Below are 21,484 nucleotides of genomic sequence, written 5' to 3'. Positions count from 1 at the left end.
CTCCGCGTCCCGTCCTACCCGAGTGCCCAGGGCGCGATCGGGTAGTTGTGGGTCTTGATGTCGTCCATGGCGYCCCGGGCCGGACTGTCCAGCGAACCGGACGTCTCGCCCTCGGTCTCCTCGCCGATCTCGACCACCCGCTTGTTGTTGCCGCTCGTCGTGGTGATGGTCTGCGTACCGTCGCTGTTGGTCTCGGTCGTCGTCGTGCCGGTCACCTTGTCGTCGGGGCCACGGGTCTGCGTGCTCCGCTTCGTGACCTCGCTGCCGCTGTACGTGGTCTCCTCGGTCCGTGAACCGGTCCTGTGGTTGTCGCCGTCGTAGGACGTTGTCGTGGGCACCTGATCGAGCTTGAGATCGACCCGCGTGTCTACCGCAGGCCTGACTCGAAGGCGCTGGCTGCCACCATCGTGGCGACCGTACGGTCCGCGACGGAGGACGCGAAACGGCAGACCAAGGAGATCGTCGACGGGAGTCTGCCCAGTGACATGCGCCTGAGCAGCATCGGTGGCATGGACATCGACGAGCTGGCGTACGGCCACGACGGCGACCTGCCAAGGAAGAGGACGGACGAAGAACGTGGGCGGTGACGACCCCCTCGACATCACGAGCAGCATCCCGGACATCCTCGACGCCGCCGACAGTCTGCGGAGCCAGGGTGAGAACCTGACGAACTCGGTGAACAGCGCGCTCGCCGCGATCGACAACCTGGACGTCCCGGCGATGTTCCCGCCGGACCGCTTCACTGACGAGTTCCTGCGGACCTACCACAAGCAGGTCGATGCGGGTGAGGACGGGGCCATGCCGGCCAACGCGGCGGTGAAACACCAGGCCGGGCAGCTCGGTGCGGGGCTGACAGCCGTCGCCGACTTCGTCACGAACGCGATGCTGAACTACCAGCGTGCCGACGAGCAGGGCGCCGCGGAGATCAAAGAGGCGAGCGGTAACGGCACGGCCAGCGCTCGGCGGATCACGACCGGCACCTGACGGGTACAGCGAGCCGGTCCGGGTCACCTGTCGGCGGGTCACAGCGGGAAGGACGACGGTTGTCCGGCAGTTCGAGCTGGATCCTCGAGTTCATGACGTGGCTCGCGGACGAGGTCGAGCCGTATCTGCCCGGCACCGGTACGTTGGTCGGCAACATCCTCTACGGGGAGGTTCCCGAGGCCGACGAGGACAAGCTCTACGAGCTGGCGAAGGCGTACGGTGCGGCGGCCGAGTTGCTGGCCAACTCCCACCAGGAGCTGGGGAAAGCCGCCGACGGCATCCTCGAGAACTGGCGCGGCGGCGCCGCCGCGGAGAAGTTCCCCGAGCGCTGGTACCAGTATCTGGAGAGCCTGAGAAGCACCGCCGAGAGCATGGGCGCCCTGCAGGAGGGCGTCAACGGCTTCGCCCTCCAGGTCGAACTCATGAAGTTCATGGTGGGGATCAACCTGATGATCCTCGCCATCAGCCTCGTCATGATCATAATTGCTCTGATCCCTTCGTTCGGCGCCTCGGCGGGTGGTGTTCCGGCAGCCGTCGGCGCCGCCCAGGCCGGTATCCAGGCGGCCCGCGCCGCCATCATGAGGGCCATCAGCAGCATCTCCATCCGCGCGATGCTCGATGCGCTGCCCACGCTCCTCGTCCGGGCGTTGCCCTCGGTGGTCGACAAAGGCACGCTCACCCTCGCCCGGGAAACGGCCCCGATCACGGCCCGCTCGGCGCTGCCGGACGCCCTGCGTACGGCGTTCCCCGCGCTGGGGCGGGAGGCGCTCAACCTCCTCCGTGACCTGCCGGCCAACCTGCTGCGGGGGATCCTGCCCAGGAACGTCATCGCCCGCGGCGTCGCCGACCGGATGGCCGCCGAGGCGCTGCGGGACATGGTCGGGCAGAACCTGCTCCGCTCACTCGAGCGGGAGGTCGGCGCCAAGGCGCTCACCCAACAGGGGCGGGCGCTCATCCAGCAGCAACTGGCCCGCGAGCTCGAAGAACAGCTGGCCAGGAACTTCGGCGCCAGGGTCGCGGCGCGCTCAGCCGAGTCGCACGTGGCTCGCCTGGCCGCGGGAGAGCTGGCCCAACAGGTCACGAGGGCCACCCTCGGCCGCGAGGCCGCGGACATGGCCGCGAACGTCTCGTTCCGCGACGAGCTCGCCCGGTATCTCGGCACCCGGATGGCCATGGGCGCCGGCATCATGGGCGGCGGGAACCTCCTCGGTCAGTTCTTCCAGGTCGCCGACGGTCACCGGGCTCCCGGCGCGGTCGACTTCGGAGAGGCGGGCCTGTCCGCGGTATCGGGTGCGGCGTTCGGCGCGGGCATGTGGGGCAGCCCGCTGGGTCACGTCCTCGGCGGCGGGGTCGCCGGCGGGACCCTGGCGCTGGGCACGCAGACCTACGACCACTTCGTCAAGGGAGAGGCGTTCAGCTGGAGTGACGTGGCGTCGGGCGCAGGTCACGGCGCTGCCGCGGGAGCGCTCTTCGGCACGTTGAACCATGTCCAGACGTCCGTGCGGCCGCTGCCGTTGAAGATCGGGCAGGAGGTCGTGGCCGTCCCCGGCGAGCATGGCCGCATCGGCATGCTGGCGCACGACGCGGGGGCACACACCGCGGTCGGCATCGACGTCGCAGGCCGGGACACGTTCGGCGCGCGGTTCGGCGGGGAGGGCTTCAGACCGACGGAGATCGTCCGGATGGACGTCGAGGGCAACGTCATCGAGCGTCTGCCCGGTGACGTCTCCACCCCGAGGCCGGACGCCACGCCGGGAGAGCCGGGGTTCACCGACCCGTTCGCCGGTCCCCATGAGCCGCGGCAGCCGGCCACCGAGTTGCCGTCGCTCGACGCGCCCGTCCGGCCATCGATCGACGCGCCTGTCCGCGAGTTTCCGCCCGGCACGAACCCGGACGGCCGACCGTCGCCGTCCGGCGCCGGTTCGCACGGCRCCGGTTCGCACGGCGCAGGTTCGCGCAACGGCGGTTCGCGCGACGACGCCCTGCGCGGTGGCGGCCCGCATGGTGCCGGGGACGGTACGYCGCCCCACGGCCGGCCTCCGGTCGGTACGCGCCCCGCGTACCCTGATACACCCCCCCGTCACGACGGGCCCGCCGGCTTCGACCACGCCCCGCCGGTACGCCACGACAACAGCCCTCCTTCTGCGCACTCCGAGGTCGTCTCACCGGCGCACACCGAGCACGGCCCGCCGAGTGGAGCGTCCGAGCGGCCGGGGGAGCGGCCTTCGGTTCCGGCGGAGCAGACCGCTGCGCCGGAGCGCTTGATCCGCTCGGATCGCCCGCCGGCCGGGCCACCCGACCGGCCCGCGGCCGCGGCCCACGACGGGCCCGCCGGCTCTCGCTCTCCGCGCCCGCACTCCACGTCCGGCCATGTCGAGACGTCCCGCCACGTCGAGCCCGCGCACTCCGACCATGCGCCGCTGGCGGACGCGATGACCGGCGCGTCGATCAGGCCACGCGACGAGGTGGCGGCCTGGGAGTGGGCGGACAGCGCCTACGACCGGTTCCGGGCGGGTGACGCCGACGTCGCGGACATCGCCGGCAACCTGGCGGCGGTGGAGCGCCCGGGCGGCAGGATCGGCTTCACGCCCGAGGAGATCGCTCAGATCAAGCGCCATCTCATGGTCGACGAGCATCTCGTCAGCGACTATGAGGGTGGTTTCATACGCCAGCGGTTCGACGCGGACCCCGACATAGCCGAGGCGTGGATTCGGTTGCGTGAGGGCCGTCATCTCAGTGGAGATCTCGGTCTTCTCGAGCATGAGCTCGCCGAGTCCGACTATCTGCGGGGGTATCCCGACGCGACGTACCCGCAGGTGCATGGATACGCCAACAGTGTTTACAACTGGCAGGATGTACGGCCGGGCCGTACTGGTGAGAATCTTGACACCTTGTGGGGACGGGGGATTGCCGATGGCGATTCTGGTGGGTTTCGAGAAGGTCCGGGAAGACAGACAGGAGGTCGAGTACATCTTCGGGTACCCGAAGATGGACCGCCGTCTGATCATCGACAAGGAGTCGGCACAGGGGAGCCCGCAGGACGGGAACCGGGACGGGGATTTCGCGGCGGTGTTCGTCAAGATCTTGCGGGCCCATCGCAGTGGGGCGGTCTGGCCGGCGAAGGGCTCGTACGCGGCGTAGAGGCTCTGCCGCGGGGCGAGGGGCRCATCCCGGACGGGGTGGTTCCGGTATCGCCTCCGGATACGGCGCTCCCATCCGGGGGCGGCCCTGCCGTACCGTCTCAGCTGCCGCGGGAGCCGGGCGGGTTGGTGTCGCTGGAGGAGCCTGTCGGCGCGGATGTGCCGGTTGTGGGCGTGGACCAGGTCGGTTTCCGTGATGTGGTGCCGGCGCAGCCGGCCGAGCCACGGGCACTGACTCCCGAGTGGGTGCGGGACATCCTCGCCGCGCCGGAGACGCCTGAGCGGGTTGTGCGGTGGGTGCGGGAGCACCTCACCGGGCCGGGCGAGGGTGGCACGGTGGTGCCGAAGTCGGTGGCGGAGATCGACGAGACCGTCGCCCGTCTCCAGGCCGAGGCGGCCCAGGCTGTCAGGACGCCTGTCGAGGCCCGGYCGGGCGGGACGGCCGGTGTCCAGCCGCACGCGTCAGGAGCCCATGTCACGGCTGTCGGCGACCCACCGCCGAGCACACCGACCGAAGCGGCTCGGGCGCTGACGGACCAGCCCACCGTCCAGCTGCACATACTCGGCTTCGATGCGGGGCCGGGCGGACCGGGACACGCGAGTCTGCTGGAGCGCCTGTCGAGGGGGCTCAGCGAGATCGGTGATCAGGTTGTGCTGCGTCAGCCGGACGTGCCCTCCAGAGAGCTGGGGCCCGGGCTCCGCGTCGTCGGTGTCGGACCGATCCCCGGCATCACCGGGCGGCTCAGCCCGCTGCTGCGCCTCGACGGGCTGCCGGCCGACACGGACGTCATCATCGGGTACCGCCAGACAGCAGGCATCGCGGACGTGCGCCGGGACGCATACCCGGACGCGCAGGTTGTCCAGATACTCGACGCCGTACCCACCGATCCGGCGCATAGCGAGGTGATCGCCCGAGCGGACCTCGTCGTAGCGGCTGGTCCCGATGTGGCCGGCCCGGTCAGATCGATGCTCGACGGGCTCGGTCTCAAGCGCACGCCGCCGGTGCACGAGATGCCGTCCACGGCGGGCCAGGACGGAGTGGGCGGAGCGCAGGGCCTGCATGACGCGATCCTCACCCTCGGCGACAGAGCCGCACGGGTGGCCGCCCGGGTGGACGATGCGACATGGCAGCGGGAGCTGTCGCCGCGTGAGGTGGTGCTGCGCCGGGGTGGGGTGGACCCGTCGGCGGGGTACACCGAGACACCCACGGACGGCAGGCTGCGGGTGCTGACGACGTCCACGGAGTGGTGGTCCAACCGGGGTGGCGTGCCGACCGCCAACCGCGAGCTGACCGAGGCGTTCGGTGCTGCCGGTGCTGAGGTGCATGCTCGCGTATCCACCGTGGATTTCCGTGATCATAGCCGGCTGGAGGCGGACCCGGCGCCGGGCGTCCACGTGACCGGCGTCAGGCACGTGTGGGGTGTGCTCGACGCGAAAGGCGAGCCGGACGGACGGGCGATGTTCATGCTGCCCGACAACCTTCCGCCGCACGTGGACGTCGTGGTCGGCCATTCTCGTTTCAGCGGGGGCGCCGCGAAGTGGCTCGTCGAGCATGTTTACCCCGGCGCCAGCTACGTCCACGTGCTTCATACCTCGCCCGAGGTCCTGGACGCGTTGCGCAGCAACCCGGCGGAGGGGCTTCAGCATGCGCGGACCGAGCGTGCGCTGATGGCTGGCGCGGATCTCATCGCGGGGGTCGGGCCGTTGCTGGGCGGGGAGGCTGCCCGGCTCAGCTCGGAGGCGACACGACACCGGACAGTCCGCCGCCGGTACACGAGATCATTTCCGACATGCCGGCGGTGCCGGGCGACCCGCCGCCCCGCCCGGCCGACCGCACAGGCTTCGAGATCGCGATACAGGGCAGGGCCGGCGATCCGATCAAGGGCGTGGACTTCGCCGCCGGACTCGTTGCCGAGCTGCGCCGGCAGGGCATGGATATCCGGCTGACGGTTCGCGGGGCGCCCGACCGCGCGGCCGCTGCCGCACAGTCCAGGCTGCTGTCCGAGATCGCCGGTACCGAGGTCGTGGTCAAGCCCTTCACGACGAACAAGGCAGAGCTCATCGGCGATCTGCACCACGCGGATCTGGTCATGATGCCGTCGATCCACGAGGGGTTCGGCCTGGTGGCCAGTGAGGCCGCCCGGGCCGGGGTGCCTGTCGTGGTGGGCGAGGGCACCGGCGCCGGCCTGTTCTTCGGCGACACCAGGTACGTTCCGCGCGAGCTCGGCGGAGCGGCGACCGTCCGGGACGGCATCACGGTCCAGGCGCTGCGTGACGCGCTCCACGCCGCTACTGGACCGGACGGCGACCTGGATCCCGCCGCCGTGCGGGCCGCTGTGGCGGAGATCGGCCAGCGGCGCCTGCCGGCGTGGGTCGAACACGTCAGGGAYGTACTGGCAGATCTCGACGTCCAACGGCAGCGGGCGCTCGATCTGCGTAACTTCCTGGATGAGCACTACCCACCGGGCAACGCCGCACGCAGCCTCCTTGACGCTTTGCCGGGCCGGGGAAGGACAGGTTCAACCGCGCAGACACCAGCCGTACATGGCGGCGGACCCGTAGGGGGCGGCGGACCTGGTGGTCTGGCACCGCCGGGARAGCCGACGCCACCCGTTCCCCGGCCCGGTGACATCACATCAATCCTGCGCCTGGAGGTTCCAGCAGAGCCAACCAGCGCGACGGGAGGGGCGACGGGAGGGACAAAGGCCAAGAGCGAGCCGCCGGACCTCGTCTTTCCCGGACAGCGGGAAAGGGGTCGTCTCCCGCCCGCCGCCGACCAGCCGTCCCCGGCACCCACGGACGATTCTGGCGTACCGCCGAACTTCGATATCGCCGTGCTCGATGATCGTAAGATCGAAGGATATGCGATGAATCCCGATCATCCGGTCGGAAGGAACAAGTATCGCGTCATCCGCTCGGCCACTGGTTTGGATGTCGGTGATGTGGCCGAGATCCGGCGGCAGGTTCTCGATGGTGTCCGGCATGGAGAGCCCATTCTCGGCAAGCGCGACGAGTATGGCCGGCGGTGGAGTGTTGATATATTACTGACGGGCCCGAGCGGCACGATCGTCGTGCGGTCCGGATGGATCGTTGAAACAGGGTCGGACGTGCCGCGGCTGACAACCATTTTGTTCCTGCCGAGGAAGGGCTGACGTGGAACTCCTGGAGATCGTGGCCACCCTGGTGGATCTGCCGGAATACGGCATCAAGGCCGGTGACACAGGCACTGTCGTCCACATCTTCGATCGGCCGCGCCGTGCATATGAGGTGGAGTTCGTCGATGAAGACGGTGCTACCGTGGCTGCCGTCACGCTTCGCTCCGACCAGGTGCGACGAGTCGAGCGGCAGCTTCCCGGATAGTTCGATCCTTGCTGGGGTTCCCGCTGTTCACGGCTGATGTAGATCTTGTCGAAAAATCTCGCCTGAGAAGCTGTTCCAGTCTGGATGCGCCCGGCGGTACCAGGTGTCCATCGATGCGGCGAGCGTGAGAATGCCCGCCGGCCGGCGAGGAGGCGCAGCGGTTCCAGCGGTTGTTCGACAGGCTTTCCAACCGGTAGGCGAATGGTGATTTTCTCGACCGACTCGCCGGGCGCTAGGCGGGCCGACCTGGTTGTGGGGAATCGGAAATGCTGGTCACCTGTGAGGCTGATTCAGTCGGCGTTGGTGACTTGTTCGCCGGCCTCGTAGCCGATGTGCTGTTCTGTCAGCCATGTGGTGAACCTGTCGGCGATCGTGGTTCCTTCGTCGTTTTCCTCCGTGCCGATGACCGTGCGTACGGCCTCGATGAGGAGGCGGTCTTCGTCCAGTGGCCGGATCGGGTGGCCTTGCCATTCCTCGGCGGCGGTGGGGATTCCGGTGTCGGCCAGCCAGGTGCGCAGCGCCGCGGTATCGGTGAACAGATCCCGGAGGGCCGCCCGTAGCACCCGTGGTACGTGTTCGGTTCTGACGGTCCACGTCCGGCGGTACTCGGTGCCACCCTCCCCTATGATCATTTCTATGACGCGGCCCGAGGTGTGGCAGCGTAGCGTCAGGTCGCCGCCAGGAGGTCGTTCGAGAGTGACTTCCTCTGCTGACCAGCCGTCCTCGTCCATGGGCCGGGTGAACACGGTAACGGTTCGCACGTCGTCGTCGGGCATGCGACCAGTATCGTGCACCTCCCGGGCGGGCGGTTCCTCCGCGTCCGCATGTTTTCGTCGAGAAGAGTTCCTGGCGGGCGTCGTGTAGGTGGAGGTGTCCGTTGGCCGACGGTTTCCACCGTGGTGTGCTGACCGGATTGGTTGATGATGGTGGGTGTTGGTAAGATCTGCCGGTTCCTGCAGAGTAACAGTGATCGGCGGCAGATCTTCGCGGTTGTCACCGGGGACGGGCCGGCGGTTGCCTTCGGCCCGTTGGCCTTGGACCAGATCTACGCGGATCTCTATACCGAGCCGTATTCAACTCGGTGGCATCCGCGGGGGGACGAGGCGCTGGCTGTCGACCTGGCCGCCCGCGCGGGCGACTTTCATGACCTGGATGACTTCTACCGCTTCTATGGGTACTCCGCAGAGCTGATCGACTGGGTCGAAGYGACCCCGCTGAACATTCCGACGGAGGGCATGAGCGGGCATATGGGTGGTGGGCGGGACGAGTCGGAGGCCGTCGAGCGATTCGGCCTTGATCGGGAGCGGCTGGTTGATGCCGCGTTCCGGGAGGGGATTGTCCCGGGTGCTTTTGATCCCGCCGGTGATCCGCTGTATCTTTTCGCGTTCGACGCCAACTGGGCGGTTGTCGACCCGTCCGGCCACGTCCGGATCAACCCGAAGGCGTATCGCTTCAAAGCATGGCTGTCGCTGGAGAACTGATCAAATTGGGGAGCGTCTCGGAACGGGGTGGGTCGTGGCGGTCAGCGTCGCCTGGCACGTCGGGAAGCTCGAGGCCCGCTGATCGACAATTTCGTCGTCGACCGTGAGGACGCACTCCGCCGAGGGAAGTTGGACGGCCAGTCCGGTGAGTGTCGCCGGCTCGGGAACGGCGGTACCGGAGATCGCCACCAGCATGACATCGGGATACCGCACGGTGATCTGTCGGAACCAGGTCGGTGCAATGCTCTCATCGTGTTGCTGCTTCCCGGTGGCGTCGGTGTAGTTCAGATAGATCTTGAAGCCGGGCCCGCCCCGCAGGTATATCTGGTAGAAGATGACATGATCCATTTTTTCTTCGCGGTGGGGAGCTGGCCCACCCCTGTCGCCAAAGGTGCCGCAGCCGGCCATGAACACCAGCACTGCGGCGACTGCCGGCAGCCGTCGCATCAAACCTCCTCCTCATAAGGATAGCCGGTTACCGCACCAGCGCGTTACAAAGGGTGTAGCCGGCCGAAGGCCGGGCGGGGACAGTTGGCGTCGGGACGGTTTCAGCGTTCCGGACAGGCGCGAGGGAAGAAAGGAGAGCGATGGTTGTACCGCACGGAACCGCTTCGCCCGCGCGGGAGCACCGCGTGATTCCCGGCGGCCGGTACGCGTTCCAGATCGTCCATCCCGCTTCGTCGGTGCTGCGCGTCCGGTACCGCGACGGAATCCCGGTAGGGCCGCACGGCTTCCCCGACTGGATCCCGTACGCGCGTGCCGTCGTCCGGCTGCCACCGTGCTCGCCCGATCTCGGCGTGGACGAGRCACGCGTGGTCGACGTGCTCACCGCCAACAACACCATGGCCGCCAGCGGAGATCCGCTCTGGGCTGGTCTGCCCGCGGGTGCCACCCCGGCCGGGTGGACCTGGGCGCACCTGCCGGTGCTGCTGTCCGGGCCGCGCCGGATCGCCCTCGTCCCCGTCGAGTTGCATGGTGCGTACCGGCATCTGGGTGGGGTGAGTACCGGCCGGGCCGATCGCGCCCGCCGCGGCCTGCCGGTGGAGGGCGGGGCACCGCCACGGATCCGGTTCACGCAGCGGCTGTCCGACGAGGTGATGGAGAAAGTGGAGGAGCGTCTGGGGTACGCCCTGCCCGCCGGCTACCGGTCGTTCCTGCGTCGGACGAACGGCGGATGCCCGGCCGCGCCAGCCGTGYACCCCGGTTTCGGCTTCGTCGCCGACCAGCCGTTCTTCGGTGTGGCCCGCCAGGACCGGCTCCAGGACCTGGTGTACGCGAACGCCTGGTTCGGTGACCGGCTCACCCCTGACTTTCTCGCGATGACGACTTCCATGGTCCGTATCGTCCTTGGTCTGTATTACCCTTTTTGCCTGCCACGAGGAGGAGTCAAGGCTATCCGGGCCCGGCGTGTGTAAGTTCAGTAACTTGGCGGGCCAAGACGAGCCTGGAGTATTGCGCGTGACCCAACGGCCGTACGTCCTGCTGTCGGTGGCCATGTCCGTGGACGGCTACATCGACGATGCCACCGACCGGCGGCTGCTRCTGTCCAACGACGCCGACTTCGACCGGGTCGACGAGGTCCGGGCCGGTGTCGACGCCATCCTGGTGGGCGCCAACACCATCCGCCGCGACAACCCCCGGCTGCTGGTCCGCTCGGCGGCCCGCCGCGAGAAGCGGGTGGCCCGTGGCCTGCCGGAGAGCCCGGTCAAGGTCACCCTCACCGGCCGTGGCGACCTCGACCGCGACGCCCGCTTCTTCACCACCGGGCAGGTCGAGAAGATCGTCTATGCCGCGAGCCCCGCGGCGGACAGGACCCGCGAGCAGCTCGCCGGCGTGGCATCCGTCGTGGACGCCGGCGACCCGCTCGACCTGAACACCGTCCTGGCGGACCTTGCCGCGCGCGGCATACGCCGGCTGATGGTCGAGGGCGGCGGCGCGATCCACACCCGGTTCCTCACCGCCGGGCTCGTCGACGAGATCCACCTGGTGATAGCGCCGTTCTTCGTCGGGGACCCCGCCGCACCCCGTTTCGTCGGCAACGGCGCCTTCCCCCACCACGCCAGCCACCAGATGGAGCTGGCCGAGGCCCGCCAGCTCGGCGACGTCGTCCTCCTGCGCTACCTGCTCAACTGACGTCCCACCTGGTGGGGGTGTCCTCTGGTGGGATGGCCGGTGGCCGCGCGGGACCCGTTTCGGACTGTCCTGACCCAAGGTTGGTACAGCTATGCGGATAGTAGGTGCAAGCAGGATGACCGGTACCTTGGACGGCACGCAGGGTGCGCTTCCGACGCGTCCAGGAAGGGACTACGGTGCCGACATCCGGTGGGGATACGCGGATGCCGGTGGGGATGCGCGGATGAGTGCTGCTGGAGCCAGTAACACTCCGTGATTGCGACCGTGTACGCCGTCCACGCACCGGCTCCGGAACACGCAGCGGGACAGGTAGCRGGACAGGTAGGAGGAGATGCATGGCCAGGCGAAAACTCCTGGGAGCGGTTGCTCTAGCCGGCGTGGTGGCCTTGACCGCCGCGGCGTGCGGTAGCGATGACGGATCGTCATCGGATGGGAAGAAGACGATTACCATCGGCTTCCAGGGAGTCCTTTCTGGTGACAACCAGCAACTTGGCATCAACGCCCTGTATGGGGTGGAGACCGCCGTCGCCGAGGCGAACGCCGACGCGAACCTGCCCTTCAAGCTGAAGCTGGTGCAGTCCGACGACGCGGGGTCACCGGACCAGGGCCCGACCGCCGCGCAGAAGCTCATCGACAACTCGGATGTCCTGGCGGTCGTCGGGCCGATGTTCTCCGGGGCCACCAAGGCCAGCGAACCGCTCTACTCGCAGGCCGGTCTGCTCTCGGTGAGCCCGTCGGCGACGAACCCGGCGCTGACCACGCTGGGCTTCAGGACCTTCTACCGGGTCATCGCCCCGGACACCGTCCAGGGCACGGCGGACGCCGACTACATCGCCACCGTGTTGAAGGCGAAGAAGGTGTTCTCCCTCGACGACAAGAGCGACTACGGCACCGGCCTGTCCGCCGCGCTGGAGAAGGAGCTGAAGGCCAAGGGGGTGACCGTGGTCCACGACGGCATCAACCCGACGAAGAACTACACTTCCGAGGCAACGAAGATTATTTCGGAGAAGCCGGACGTCCTGTTCTACTCGGGCTACTACGCCGAGCTCGCGCTGYTGTCCAAGGCCCTGCACGACAAGGGCTTCAGGGGCATCACGGTGAGTGGTGACGGTTCGCTGGACGCCAAGTACGTCGAGCAGGCCGGTRCCGCGGCGGCCGAGGGCACCTATCTGACCTGYCCGTGCAGCGACGCCAACAGTGACCCGAACGCGGCGGCCTTCGTCGAGTCGTACAAGAAGATCAACGGTGGTGCCAGGCCCGGCACGTACTCCGGTGAGGCGTACGACGCGACCAACGCCCTTATCGAGGTGTTCAAGAACCTCGGGGACAACCTGAGCCGGGAGTCTGTGGCGGAGGCCTTCGGAAAGGTCGACTACCAGGGTGTCACCAAGCTCGTCAAGTTCCAGCCGAACGGTGAGGTCGAAGGCGCGAACGACTTCATCTACCGGGTCAAAAACGGACAGATCGTCGTTCTCGGCAACACCGTGGATCTGATCAAGTCCTGACGGGCCGTCCGAACGGTCCTGACGGATAGTGAGGCGGTGGCCGGTGCGCTCCGAGGGCGCGGCGGCCACCGCTCACGCCATGACGAGGACACGAGCATGACGAGGACACGATCACGACGAGGAGACGCATGGGTTTTGCCGACCAGTTCTGGCAGTTGACCGTCGACGGTCTCATGGTCGGCTCGCTGTACGCGGTCATCGCCCTGGGTTACACGCTCGTCTACGGCGTGCTCCAATTGATCAATTTTGCCCACAGCGAGGTGTTCATGCTGGGGGCCTTCGGCGGGCTGTTCGCCGCCAGGGGCCTGCTGCCGGGCGGTGCCACGCCGTCCGGGCTGACCTCGGTGGGGCTGGTCGCCGCCGGGCTCGCGGTGGGTGCCGCCTGCGGCGCCGCGGCGGCGTTCACCCTCGAACGGGTCGCCTACCGGCCGTTGCGCAGACGGTCCGCGCCCAGGCTCGCCTACCTCATCAGCGCGATCGGCGCGTCCCTGTTCGCGGTGAACCTCGCCGGCAAGGAGTTCGGCCGGCAGAACGTGCCGGTCCCCGACCTGTTCGCCAACGGCACGCTTTTCCACTTCTTCGGCGCCCAGGTGTCCACCCAGACCGTCGTCGTCTTCGGCGCCGCGGTGGTGATGCTCGTCCTGCTGGACCGGCTGGTGGCGAGGACCCGTCTCGGGCAGGGCATCAGGGCGGTCGCGCAGGACGCGGACACCGCCGTCCTGATGGGCGTGAACGTCGAGAGAGTGATCATCCTGACTTTCGTCATCGGTGGCCTGCTCGCCGGTGCCGGCGGATTCCTCTATGCCATGACCTTCAACGCCTCGTACAACATGGGTTTCGTGCCCGGGGTGAAGGCGTTCACCGCCGCAGTGCTCGGCGGCATCGGGAACGTCCGCGGCGCCATGCTCGGCGGCATCCTGCTCGGGCTGGTGGAAAGCTACGGCGGGTACGTCTTCCAGGCGTCCTACAAGGACGTGATCGCCTTCCTGGTGCTGGTCGGGATCCTCATGGTGCGTCCGTCGGGTCTGCTCGGCGTGCGGTTGGGCAGGGCCGCGTGACCGCCCGCCCGCCGTCCCCGGCATCACCCGAACCCTCCGCGTCGGCCTCGTCCGCATCTTCTTCCTCCACCCCTTCTTCCTCCTCGTCCACTCCTTCTTCGCCGTCGCAGCCACCGGCACAGTCGGAGCCGTCGGAGTCGGCGCATCCGCCGATACAGCCGGAGCCGTCGGCTGCGCCGCGTCCGCCGACGCGGTCGAACGCGCCGGAACCGCCGGCCCAGCCAGTACCGCCGACGTCATCGCGCCCGCCGGAGCGGTCGGAGCAGCTGGAACCGCCGACACAGCCCGGGCCGTCGTCGCGGCCGGCACCGCGGCGGCAGCCGGAAGCCGCCTCCCGACCGGTGTCCCGTCCAGGCCTGATACCCAACCCGGCGGGCCCGGGTTCCTCCTCCGAGCCCGTTCCCACCGCGCCGGCGCGGGCCTTTCGGGGAGCCGCCGCCGTGCTCACCCCGGCGCGGCTGCGGCAGCTCGGCGTGTGCCTCGCCCTCGGTGTCCTCGCCGCGGTGGTGACCGGGCCCGGCGGCGACTCCGTCCACCCGTTCCGCGCGCTGCGGCGCTCGGTGATCGATCCGCGTATCGGGATCTTCATCGGCCTGGCGGTGGGGCTGTGGGCGCTGCTGATCGCCGCGGCGCGGCTACGCCCGCTGCTCGCCGAGGTGACAGCGGCGGCGCGAGCCCGCCGGCCCGTCGCGGCCACGCTCGGGTCGCCGCATGCCACCATCGGCCTGAACGCGGTTCTGCTCGCCGCCGCGATCGCGGCACCGCTGCTCGTCTCGACGGCGGCGCAACAGTCGATGGTCAACGACATCGGTATCTACGCGTTGCTCGCGCTCGGGCTGAACGTCGTGGTCGGTTACGCGGGCCTGCTCGACCTCGGCTACATCGCGTTCTTCGCGATCGGCGCCTACGTGACCGCCTATTTCAGCTCGTCGTCGGCCATGCCGTGGCACGCGCCGTTCATCCTCAACCCGTTCTTCGTCTTCCCCATCGCGCTTCTGCTCGCCGCGCTCGCCGGCGTGATCCTCGGTGCGCCGACGCTGCGGCTGCGCGGTGACTACCTGGCGATCGTGACGCTGGGCTTCGGGGAGATCATCCAGTTGCTCGCGAACAACTCGGACGAGATCACGAACGGCTCGCGCGGGGTCTTCGGGGTGCCGCACCTGTCGGTCGACCTGCCAGGGATCCACTACCAGTGGGGGATCGACCCGCTCCCGTACTACTACCTGCTACTCGGGATCGTGGCCATCGTCATGATCGCATTCGGGCGGCTGGAACGGTCCCGGATCGGCCGGGCCTGGGCGGCGATCCGGGAGGACGAGATCGYCGCGGAGGCCACCGGCGTGCCGACCCTGCGGATGAAACTGCTCGCCTTCGCCATCGGGGCGTCGGTCTCCGGGTTCGCCGGCGTCCTGCTCGCCACCAAGCAGTTCTTCAACCCGCAGAGCTTCAGCCTGCAGTCGTCGTTCCTCGTGGTGGCGGTGGTCATCTTCGGCGGGATGGGCTCGCGGCTGGGCGCGGTGATGGGAGCCGTCGTTCTGCAGGGGCTGGCCTTCTACCTGCGTGACAAGGTTCCGCCGACGGACCGGTACATCTACTTCGGCGCGGTCATCATCGTAATGATGATTTTCCGCCCGCAGGGCCTGGTGCCGTCCCGCCGCAGACGTCGGGAGATCGAGCTCGCCGGCACCGCTGCCGGCGCCTCGGACCAGCTCGGCGCGGCCCCGATCGGAAGGACCATCACATGACCGCGCACGTCGACAACCCCGCGCCCCCGGGGAACCTCGTGTGTGTCGGCCGCTGTGCCGGCCGCGCCCTGTCCCCTCGTGCCGGGTCTCTTCGCGAGAACGCTGTGCGCCCCCGCGGGATCGTGCGTCATGGAGTCGTGCGTCCTGGAGGGGCCGCCGGATGACCACCGTCGCCGCGACCGGGCCGGCCGACGCCGGCACACCGGGCGAGCCACCGTCCGATCTGGTGCTCGAGGCCCGTGACCTGACGCTGCGTTTCGGTGGGGTCACCAGCCTCGACGGGGTCTCGCTGCGGCAGCGCCGGGGCGAGATCCTGGCCGTGATCGGGCCAAACGGGGCCGGGAAGACCTCCCTGTTCAACTGCTTCACCGGCGCGTACCGGCCACAGCATGGCTCGGTGACGTTCTGGCGGACGTCCCGCCGGCCGGCGCGGATCGTCGGACGCAGCCCGCACGCCATCACCCACCTCGGAATCGCCCGGACCTTCCAGAACATCAGGCTCTTCCCCGCCCTGTCAGCGCTGGAGAACGTGCAGATCGGCACCGAGGTCCGGCAGCGGTACGGATCGCTCAGCGCGATCCTCGGGCTGCCCGGCGCGCGGCGGCAGGAGCGGGCCGGGGTCAGCCGGGCGTTCGAGCTCCTCGACCTGGTCGGCCTGTCCCGGCGCGCGCACGACCTGGCCTCGTCGCTGTCCCACGGCGAGCAGCGTCGGCTGGAGATCGCCCGGGCGCTGGGCACCGACCCGCGGCTTCTGCTCCTGGACGAGCCCGCCGCCGGGACGAATCCCGCCGAGAAGCGCGCTCTCGAGGCGCTGATTCGGCGGATCGCCGGGGACGGGGTCTCGGTTCTGCTGATCGAGCACGACATGCGGCTGGTGATGTCCGTCGCGGCCACGGTGGTGGTGCTGAACTTCGGCCGTGTCATCGCCCACGGCACCCCGGCCCAGGTCCAGCGCGACCCGGCGGTGGTCGAGGCCTACCTCGGTGTCGAGGCCGGCAGCGTGACGACCGGCACCGCCGCGGCGACCGGCGGCAGCGCGGCGTCGTCCGGCGACGCGCGGGCCGCGAAGAGCCGGACAAGGAAAGCGGGCGGCGGCACGCGGGCCACGGACCCGCCCGGTGGGTCCGGGGACACGTCCGGTGGCTCCGGCGGGGAGGCGCGCTGATGTTGCTGGAACTCGCCGACATCGAGGTCAGCTACGGCGCCGTACCGGCGTTGCGCGGCGTCCGGCTGGAGGTCGCCGAAGGCGAGATCGTGACGCTGCTCGGGGCGAACGGCGCCGGCAAGACGACCACCCTGCGATCGATCTCCGGGCTGCTCCGCCCCCGCCGCGGGGAGATCTACCTGGACGGCCGGCCGCTGTCGTCCATACCGGCACACACCCTCGTCGGGCTGGGGGTCGGCCACGTTCCCGAGGGACGGCGGGTGTTCGCTGGCATGACCGTCCGGGAGAACCTGCTGATGGGCGCCTACCACGACCGGCGGCATGCGCGGGAGGACGCCGAACGGGTCTTCACCCTGTTCCCGCGGCTGGCCGAGCGGGCGTCCCAGCTGGGCGGCACCCTCTCCGGCGGGGAGCAGCAGATGCTGGCCATCGGCCGGGCGCTGATGAGCCGACCTCGGCTGATCCTGCTCGACGAACCCTCGATGGGGCTCGCCCCCCGGATCATCCAGACCATCTTCGACGTGATCGTCGAGATCAACAGAGCCGGTGTGGCCGTGCTGCTGGTGGAACAGAACGCGGTGCAGGCCCTGCGGATCGCGCACCGTGGCTACGTGCTGGAAAACGGCCAGGTCGCCCTCACCGGCAGCGGCACCGACCTGCTCGCCGACGACCGCGTCCGCCAGGCATACCTCGGCGAGGACATCCCCATCGGATGACAGGCGCCGTATCGGTCCACTCCGCACAAGAGCCCGCGGCACATCAGAGGGAGGCCATTTTTTCCCTGTAGGGCAGAGTTGTAACCTCCGTGGTACTGGGCACCTCCGGGCCAACCCGGACGCCCCGCACAACTCGACCGGCCTCCTGGGGGATCTGTGTGAGCGCGTTGCGCGAAGCTGTTGACAAGGGCCATGCGCCGACCCGACTGATCGCCCCCGGGCTGAAGGGCTTCAAGGAGTTCCTGACCCGCGGCAACATCGTCGACCTCGCGGTCGCGGTCGTCATCGGTACCGCCTTCACCGCGGTGGTCACCTCACTGGTGAAAAACCTGATCACCCCGCTGATCGCGGCCATCGGCGGGCAGCCGGACTTCTCCGCACTGACCTTCACCGTCAACGGCAGTCGGTTCAACTACGGCTCGTTCGTCAACGACGTGGTCTCATTCGTGATCGTCGCGGCCGTGATCTACTTTCTCATCGTCCTCCCGCTTGCCAAGGCGAGCGCGTTCCGCAAGCGGAACGGATCGGCCGCGGAGCCGGAGCCCACGCCGGTCAGCGACGACATCCGGCTGCTGACGGAGATCCGCGACCTGCTCGCCAGCTCCGCGGCGGCCACCGCCACGGCGCCCGCGCCCCRCTCTCCCGGCCAGAGCTGACGACACATCCGGAGCTGGCATATCCAGAACCGACGACGGCCAGCGGCAACACCGCCCGCCACGCCCGGCTGGGCCGACCCGAAGGCCCGGCCGGCGCGAGCCGAGAGCGCCTGTCGTCGTGACGGGTTCCGCAAAACGGTAGCGTTCGAGCCCTGTGAACGGTAGCCTTCGGGGCCTGTAAACGATCAACCCTGCTGGGGTCGAGGTCGGGGCTCAGGTATCGATCAGGTAGCAGAGGATTCCCGCGGGTATCGCCCAGGGTCCGTTCTCGTCACGGGTGTCCAGGACGTTGCGGGTGACCATCAGCCCGCCGTATCCGGCTGCGCTGATGGTGGCGGTCGCACCTCGCCAGGCGCCGCCCTCGACATACTTGCTCTCCACCGCGGTACCCGCAAGCTGTTCGGCGACGAAGTCGATCTCTCTGCGGGACGAGGCACGCAGATGGAACAGGAACAGATCCTCGGCCCATCCCGTCCCGTGAGCGTAGGCACAGCGTTGCAGGGCCAGGCCGGTCTGCATCTCGGTGAGCACGGTGATGTCGATGTCGGACCGGGCGGGGTTGCGCAGGTGGGCCAGGCGGGCGACCAGGGGGTCGATCGCGTACAGCTTGTCCTGGGCGCGTTCCCTGGCCGTCCAGGCGCGTTCCGCCTTCTGCGGGCAGTGCCAGAGCAGGTAGGCGTCACCGAGATAACGGATGTGACGGGCCACCACGTCGTGTTTGAGATCCAGGTCGGCGCCGATCCGGCTCATGTTGGCGGGGGCCGCCATCGACTGCATGAGCCGTTCCATCAGGGCGGCGGTGCTGGTCTGGCTGCGCTGGGACGCGGCGAACGCGTCCCGGAACACGACGTTGAAGACGTCGTCGACGAACCAGGCGGGTACCGRTGTACCGGCGCGGGCCGCCGCCACGGCGATCGGGAACCCGCCGTACATCAGATAGGTCTCCCAGGCGATCACGAGATCGTCCAGCCAGGGCAGCAGTTCGGCGTACGCCGTACGGGCCGTGTCGCCGCGCAGGCGCGCGAGATCGACAGCGGGGACGCCCGGTAGGTGTGGTCGCAGCAGCCGCGCGAAGGTGCGGAATCCCAGTGGGAGCAGGGTGCGGTCGCCGTGGTCGATCCGGCCGCGCCGGCCGGCGAGCACGCCCGAGGCGGTGGTCAGCCCGGCCGCGCTCGACCCGGTCAGCACTACGGTGGCCAGCGCGAACTCGGGGTCGTTGTCCCGCAGCCACTTGATCTGTGCCGCCCAGTCGCCAGTCGTCCCGGTGATCTCGTCGAACAGCCACCACCGTGTCGTGCCGGGCGGTACCGGTGGCAGTGCGGTGTTCTGGACGACCGTCCGCAGATCCTCCGCGGACCATGCGTCCGCCGCGATCCGCACGATCGTCTGTGGTGGTGTCCCGCGGCCGACCAGATCGACGATGGTCTGTTTCACGGCCACTGTCTTGCCTACTCGACGAGGTCCCCGCAGCAGGTAGAGACCTCCGTTGACCAGCCCGTCCAGGCATGGTGACCGGTATCCCAGGCCGCTGTCGCGTACCGCGCGCAGGTCCGGATCCGTCGCGGCTCAGTCGGCGCTGCGCCACCACGGATTCGTGCGGGCCAGCTCTTGGGCAACCTGGCCGATCTTTGTGCCGATGCGGCCAGTCTACATTCCTCCGTGTGGCACCATGAAGAATGCACCATTCCTCAGTGTGTCACACGGAGGAATGCGCTTCGAGGCTCTCTCGGGGCAGGGGACTGGGGCCGGGGGATGCAAGCGGCGCTCGACCGGGGGCTCAGGAGCCGGTGTAGAGGCGGGCGAGGTCGACCAGTTCGACGTCCGACGACGTGGCTGCGTCCGCGGCGAGAGCGGGAGTGAAGCCGGACCGGGAGAACAGCAGCAGCTTCACGTCCCCGGGCGCGCCGGGCAGAACCGAGCGCATGTGCCGTAGCCGGGCCAGCCCGTCGGCGTCGACCGGGGTGGCCCGCCACTTCGCCTCACCGATGGCCAGCACACGGTTCGGCTCGTTCGGCCTGGTCTCRATGACAACCGAGTCGATCGCATGGTCGTGGGCCGGGCAGGTGGTGTCGGGGCATCGGATGGTCGCAGGCTGGACGCGGCTCGCCCGTCCGCCGAGGGTTTCCGCGGACGCGTAGGCCAGCGACCAGGTGCGGGCGACGTCCTCGAAGTGCGGTCCGTAGATGCGGGCGGAGACGGTGTCGGCGAGTTCGGCCCAGACCTCGACGCCGCGGCGTAGCGACAGTCGGGTCTCCCGGGGGCGGATCACCAGTTGGTGCAGGCGCAGCACCGGCTCGGCGAGAGTGAAGCTCGTCCGGCGGGAGTGGAAGGCGTCCTCATGGGGAGTGATCAGATGCGCATCGGTGAGCACGGTCAGGGCGTGGTGGATGCCGCCGGTGCCCCGGCCGAGATCACTGGCGATCTCCCCACGTCGGGTGCGACCGCGGGCGATGGCGGCGAGCACGGCGTAGTACGGCGCCGGGCTGGTGATGGCGGTCTCCTCGGCGAGAGAAGTACCCGGCCTTCACGGAACATCGCGCTGGCGGGACTGAGCAGGCGGCGCACCACCCAGGGGTCGACGTCGTCGGCGCTGTCGGGGGCGTCCCGGGCGCAGAAGTCCAGGTAGGCCGGGGTGCCGCCGACCAGGGCGTGGACGCGCAGGGCGACGTCCGGCTGCTCGGTCAGACCCCATAGGCCGGCGGCGTCCCGGAAGTCGGACGGATGGAGCATCAGCTCGGTGTTGGCTCGGCCGCGCAGCGGGGCGGAGGCGGAGAGCAGCCCCCGCATGTGGGTCAGCGCGCTTCCGCACAGGATCAGCCGGGTGCGGGAGTGCCGGCGAGCCCGGCCGCGAGGGCTGAGCGCGTTCTGGATCAACGATGGGATGGCGCTGTTCTGAGCGGCCAGGTAGGGAAACTCGTCGAGGACGACCGGCAGGGGAGCGTCCCGGTCCTCGCCCAGCCGGAGCAGCGCGTCGATCGCCTGCCTCCTATCCGGTGAAGGTCACCGGATAGGGGGACCGGGCGAAGTGGGTGAAGGCGGCGCCCAGATCGGCGAGATTCTGAGCGTCGGACTGCTCGACACCGGTAGCCATGAAGCCGTCAGCAGCCTCGCAGAGCAGTTCAAGGAGAAGTGTCTTGCCCTGACGGCGGCGTCCGTAGACGAGGGCGAGGGTCGCGCCCGGTGCCGGGTCACCAGCGAACGCGGTGAGGCCGGACCATTCGGCGTCGCGGTCGAACAGTTCGGACGGCTTGGCAAGCATGATCCCCCTCTGGGTGTCGCGGGATGCGGGCTGTCGACGGCGTCCGGTGTCGTGAGAGAAGCCGTGATCACGCGTTGGGCTGCTAAGGATTGCGGAGTTATCACAAGTCGGCAATCCTTGGTGCCGTTGGCGATCCCGGTCCCCTCTGTGTCAGTCTCGGGTGAGACATCCGCTGGGTGCGGGTTGGCTACAGAGGGCGTGATCGGAGATCCTCGTGTTCGTGGAGTCAGAGTCCCAGGAGCGTCCTGGCCGGTCCTCACCGCGTGACCCGGCGCCGCGTCC

At 69.0% G+C, this 21,484-nt stretch carries 21 protein-coding genes and 2 pseudogenes; 16 read left to right on the top strand and 7 right to left on the bottom strand.

Annotated elements, in window-relative coordinates; translation table 11 throughout:
• Nucleotides 1-14: 14 nt before the first annotated feature.
• Complete coding sequence (locus BL254_RS22685; RefSeq protein WP_076845056.1) at nucleotides 15-338, bottom strand: hypothetical protein; 324 nt, start codon at nucleotides 336-338, stop codon at nucleotides 15-17.
• Here BL254_RS22685 and BL254_RS28800 point away from each other — a divergent pair.
• The 7 genes and pseudogenes from BL254_RS28800 to BL254_RS22655 form a co-directional block, all read left to right on the top strand.
• Nucleotides 303-407 (top strand): annotated as a pseudogene (locus BL254_RS28800) (YbaB/EbfC family DNA-binding protein); the annotation flags it as partial. The gene BL254_RS22685 and the pseudogene BL254_RS28800 overlap by 36 nt on opposite strands.
• Nucleotides 408-587 carry a hypothetical protein gene (locus tag BL254_RS28795; RefSeq protein ID WP_235433828.1) on the top strand — a complete coding sequence of 60 codons (180 nt, stop codon included), beginning with the start codon at nucleotides 408-410 and terminating at the stop codon, nucleotides 585-587.
• Nucleotides 577-984 (top strand): hypothetical protein, encoded by a 408-nt coding sequence (locus BL254_RS22675; protein WP_047225007.1) that lies wholly within the window; start codon nucleotides 577-579, stop codon nucleotides 982-984. The genes BL254_RS28795 and BL254_RS22675 overlap by 11 nt, the downstream gene beginning before the upstream one ends.
• Nucleotides 985-1,076: 92 nt before the next feature.
• On the top strand, nucleotides 1,077-6,071 hold the full coding sequence (locus tag BL254_RS27435; protein ID WP_371391226.1) for a hypothetical protein: 4,995 nt from the start codon (nucleotides 1,077-1,079) through the stop codon (nucleotides 6,069-6,071).
• Nucleotides 5,954-6,550, top strand: a pseudogene (locus BL254_RS29675) (glycosyltransferase); the annotation flags it as partial. The gene BL254_RS27435 and the pseudogene BL254_RS29675, both read left to right, overlap by 118 nt.
• A 69-nt stretch (nucleotides 6,551-6,619) precedes the next feature.
• Nucleotides 6,620-7,276 carry a DUF6883 domain-containing protein gene (locus BL254_RS29670; RefSeq protein WP_371391224.1) on the top strand — a complete coding sequence of 219 codons (657 nt, stop codon included), beginning with the start codon at nucleotides 6,620-6,622 and terminating at the stop codon, nucleotides 7,274-7,276.
• Between the two features lies 1 nt (nucleotide 7,277).
• Nucleotides 7,278-7,484, top strand: a complete 207-nt coding sequence (locus BL254_RS22655; RefSeq protein WP_047225008.1) for a DUF4926 domain-containing protein — start codon at nucleotides 7,278-7,280, stop codon at nucleotides 7,482-7,484.
• Nucleotides 7,485-7,774: 290 nt separating this feature from the next.
• Here BL254_RS22655 and BL254_RS22650 read toward each other — a convergent pair whose 3' ends face one another.
• Entirely contained in the window at nucleotides 7,775-8,260 is a 486-nt protein-coding gene (locus BL254_RS22650; RefSeq protein WP_047225009.1) for a hypothetical protein, read from the bottom strand.
• A 141-nt stretch (nucleotides 8,261-8,401) separates the two neighbouring features.
• Between BL254_RS22650 and BL254_RS22645 the strand changes: the two genes are divergently transcribed.
• Nucleotides 8,402-8,965 (top strand): hypothetical protein, encoded by a 564-nt coding sequence (locus BL254_RS22645; protein ID WP_139342460.1) that lies wholly within the window; start codon nucleotides 8,402-8,404, stop codon nucleotides 8,963-8,965.
• Here the strand turns inward: BL254_RS22645 and BL254_RS22640 are convergent, their stop codons facing one another.
• Nucleotides 8,966-9,412, bottom strand: coding sequence for a hypothetical protein (locus tag BL254_RS22640; protein ID WP_139342459.1), 447 nt, complete (start codon nucleotides 9,410-9,412; stop codon nucleotides 8,966-8,968).
• Between the two features lie 140 nt (nucleotides 9,413-9,552).
• On the opposite strand from BL254_RS22640, the gene BL254_RS22635 reads away from it, so the two are divergent.
• The 8 genes from BL254_RS22635 (at nucleotide 9,553) to mscL (ending at nucleotide 17,943) form a co-directional block, all read left to right on the top strand.
• Complete coding sequence (locus BL254_RS22635; RefSeq protein ID WP_254858435.1) at nucleotides 9,553-10,380, top strand: SMI1/KNR4 family protein; 828 nt, start codon at nucleotides 9,553-9,555, stop codon at nucleotides 10,378-10,380.
• A 43-nt stretch (nucleotides 10,381-10,423) separates the two neighbouring features.
• The gene (locus BL254_RS22630) at nucleotides 10,424-11,098 is read left to right on the top strand and encodes a dihydrofolate reductase family protein (RefSeq protein ID WP_076845050.1); all 675 of its coding nucleotides are present in this window, start codon (nucleotides 10,424-10,426) and stop codon (nucleotides 11,096-11,098) included.
• A gap of 335 nt (nucleotides 11,099-11,433) precedes the next feature.
• Nucleotides 11,434-12,603 carry a branched-chain amino acid ABC transporter substrate-binding protein gene (locus BL254_RS22625; RefSeq protein WP_076845048.1) on the top strand — a complete coding sequence of 390 codons (1,170 nt, stop codon included), beginning with the start codon at nucleotides 11,434-11,436 and terminating at the stop codon, nucleotides 12,601-12,603.
• Nucleotides 12,604-12,731: 128 nt separating this feature from the next.
• Nucleotides 12,732-13,661 carry a branched-chain amino acid ABC transporter permease gene (locus BL254_RS22620; protein WP_047225014.1) on the top strand — a complete coding sequence of 310 codons (930 nt, stop codon included), beginning with the start codon at nucleotides 12,732-12,734 and terminating at the stop codon, nucleotides 13,659-13,661.
• A 341-nt stretch (nucleotides 13,662-14,002) separates the two neighbouring features.
• Entirely contained in the window at nucleotides 14,003-15,406 is a 1,404-nt protein-coding gene (locus tag BL254_RS22615) for a branched-chain amino acid ABC transporter permease (protein WP_076845046.1), read from the top strand.
• Between the two features lie 160 nt (nucleotides 15,407-15,566).
• Complete coding sequence (locus BL254_RS22610; protein WP_235433824.1) at nucleotides 15,567-16,571, top strand: ABC transporter ATP-binding protein; 1,005 nt, start codon at nucleotides 15,567-15,569, stop codon at nucleotides 16,569-16,571.
• Nucleotides 16,571-17,287 (top strand): ABC transporter ATP-binding protein, encoded by a 717-nt coding sequence (locus BL254_RS22605; RefSeq protein ID WP_047225015.1) that lies wholly within the window; start codon nucleotides 16,571-16,573, stop codon nucleotides 17,285-17,287. The genes BL254_RS22610 and BL254_RS22605 overlap by 1 nt, the downstream gene beginning before the upstream one ends.
• A gap of 167 nt (nucleotides 17,288-17,454) precedes the next feature.
• Nucleotides 17,455-17,943, top strand: coding sequence for a large-conductance mechanosensitive channel protein MscL (mscL, locus tag BL254_RS22600; protein ID WP_175648454.1), 489 nt, complete (start codon nucleotides 17,455-17,457; stop codon nucleotides 17,941-17,943).
• A 213-nt stretch (nucleotides 17,944-18,156) separates the two neighbouring features.
• On the opposite strand, the gene BL254_RS22595 is transcribed toward mscL, so the two are convergent.
• The 4 genes from BL254_RS22595 to BL254_RS27960 form a co-directional block, all read right to left on the bottom strand.
• On the bottom strand, nucleotides 18,157-19,413 hold the full coding sequence (locus BL254_RS22595; RefSeq protein ID WP_256386273.1) for an ATP-binding protein: 1,257 nt from the start codon (nucleotides 19,411-19,413) through the stop codon (nucleotides 18,157-18,159).
• 307 nt (nucleotides 19,414-19,720) lie between these two features.
• On the bottom strand, nucleotides 19,721-20,407 hold the full coding sequence (locus BL254_RS27970) for a hypothetical protein (protein ID WP_200902560.1): 687 nt from the start codon (nucleotides 20,405-20,407) through the stop codon (nucleotides 19,721-19,723).
• On the bottom strand, nucleotides 20,317-20,817 hold the full coding sequence (locus BL254_RS27965) for a hypothetical protein (protein WP_200902561.1): 501 nt from the start codon (nucleotides 20,815-20,817) through the stop codon (nucleotides 20,317-20,319). The genes BL254_RS27970 and BL254_RS27965 overlap by 91 nt, the downstream gene beginning before the upstream one ends.
• Nucleotides 20,818-20,929: 112 nt before the next feature.
• Entirely contained in the window at nucleotides 20,930-21,202 is a 273-nt protein-coding gene (locus tag BL254_RS27960; RefSeq protein ID WP_200902562.1) for a hypothetical protein, read from the bottom strand.
• Nucleotides 21,203-21,484: the final 282 nt, after the last annotated feature.

This window comes from Protofrankia sp. BMG5.30, from assembly GCF_001983005.1.
GTDB lineage: Bacteria > Actinomycetota > Actinomycetes > Frankiales > Frankiaceae > Protofrankia > Protofrankia coriariae.
The sequence above is the reverse complement of the archived record's forward strand: the minus strand, read 5'-3'. Positions and strand labels throughout refer to the sequence as shown.